1 pseudogene is annotated in these 1496 nt (G+C 58.2%); it reads left to right on the top strand.

The window, feature by feature from the left end:
* Positions 1–1496 (top strand): annotated as a pseudogene (locus HK26_RS13620) (hypothetical protein); the annotation flags it as partial.

Genomic DNA, 1496 nt, shown 5'->3' with positions numbered 1-1496 from the left:
AGCCTGACAGACGCCTCCTCCCAGTCCTACCTGAACAGTGTGGATGCGCTGTCTGACGCCACAAACGCCTACCAGCACCAGCAGGCGGTGTTGCAGGACGTAACAGGCGAACTCTCCAGCATGGCGGACACAATTGGTGATGATGTGACGCAGGCATTTGTGCAGGGCTCTGGTGCCGGGGTTTCGTTCAAAAGCGTTTTGCAGGGGATTGAAAGCCAGATTGCCAGCATGCTGGTCAAAATGGCGCTGATCAACCCATTGCTGAACAGCATAGACGGCGGTGCCAGGAGTACTCTGGGGGGGCTGGCCAGTGTGCTGTCTGGCGCTGGCGGTGCATCTGGCGGCGCGTCATCCAGTGTTGGCGGCATGGTCAGTGGAACATCCGGTCTGTTCAGCAAAATATGGGGAGGTGGATCATCCAGCTCCTCTGGAGCGGCTGGTGGAACGGGCTCGTCCGGAGCATCCGATGCTACTGATTTTTCCGGGTCTGGCATTTCCCCCAGTCAGGGGTTCAGTGCAGCGGGTAGTATGATGCCCGCTGCGGGCAACGCCATGGGCTCCCTGTTCTCAAGTGGGGATGCGATCTCTGCCGAGGATGATCCTTTTGCTGGCGCAGGCGTCTCTGCGGACAGCAACTTCAATGCATCCAGCTTAGGAGGGTCTAAAGCCAGCGGGTTTTTCAGCTCGTCTGGGAGCGTGATGGGGGATGTTGGAGGCGGCCTTGCTGGCTTCGGCATGGGTTATGGCATTGGTACCATGGCCTCTAACCTGACAGGCGGCGGCCAAGGCGGCAAAATTGGCTCGGCTGTCGGAGCAGGCATCGGGTCTGCTGTCGGGGGTATCTTCGGCGGCCCTATGGGTTCCATGGTCGGTGGTGTCGTGCTGGGGGCTATCGGCGGGATTATTGGCGGTCTGTTCAATAAATCGCACTACGTCTGGGATACCGTCTCGGGGCGTGACGGCAAGCTGGTCATCAGCAATGTGACAACACACCATGCTGATGATGACGTCTCCAGCGGTCTGCAAAAGCAGCTCGACAGCGTCAATGCCGCATTGGCCGATGTGGCCGTCACTGTGGGGGATGGCAATTACGGGCAGGTTGGCCACTATCATAAGGGGAAAAAAAGCTACTCTGTCTCGCTGGAAAGCCTGCTGCCCGGTGTTGATCTGGAAACCACGGACACCACCTTTTCCAAGGCGCTGGCGGGTGGCATGCCTGATAGCGTGGGCAGTGTCAGCGACTGGATCAATGACATCAATGCCCTCAAGCAGACAGCGGATGCGCTCGATGACATGGGCGTCAATGTTACCAAGTTCAATGATGCGGCCCATGTCACGATTGACAGCTTTTCTGGCTATACAGGGGACGTTGCCAAGATGCTGTCGGGGCTGGACGGGAAAGAAATTTCCGTCTCCGCCCTGCAAACGGAAGTCAGCACCATCAAGCAGTTGCTTGATGTGACCTCCAGCGGGTCGGAAAGCATTGCCAGTCAGGC

It is taken from the genome of Acetobacter okinawensis, assembly GCF_002153655.1.
Lineage (GTDB): Bacteria > Pseudomonadota > Alphaproteobacteria > Acetobacterales > Acetobacteraceae > Acetobacter > Acetobacter okinawensis_A.
The sequence above is the reverse complement of the archived record's forward strand: the minus strand, read 5'-3'. Positions and strand labels throughout refer to the sequence as shown.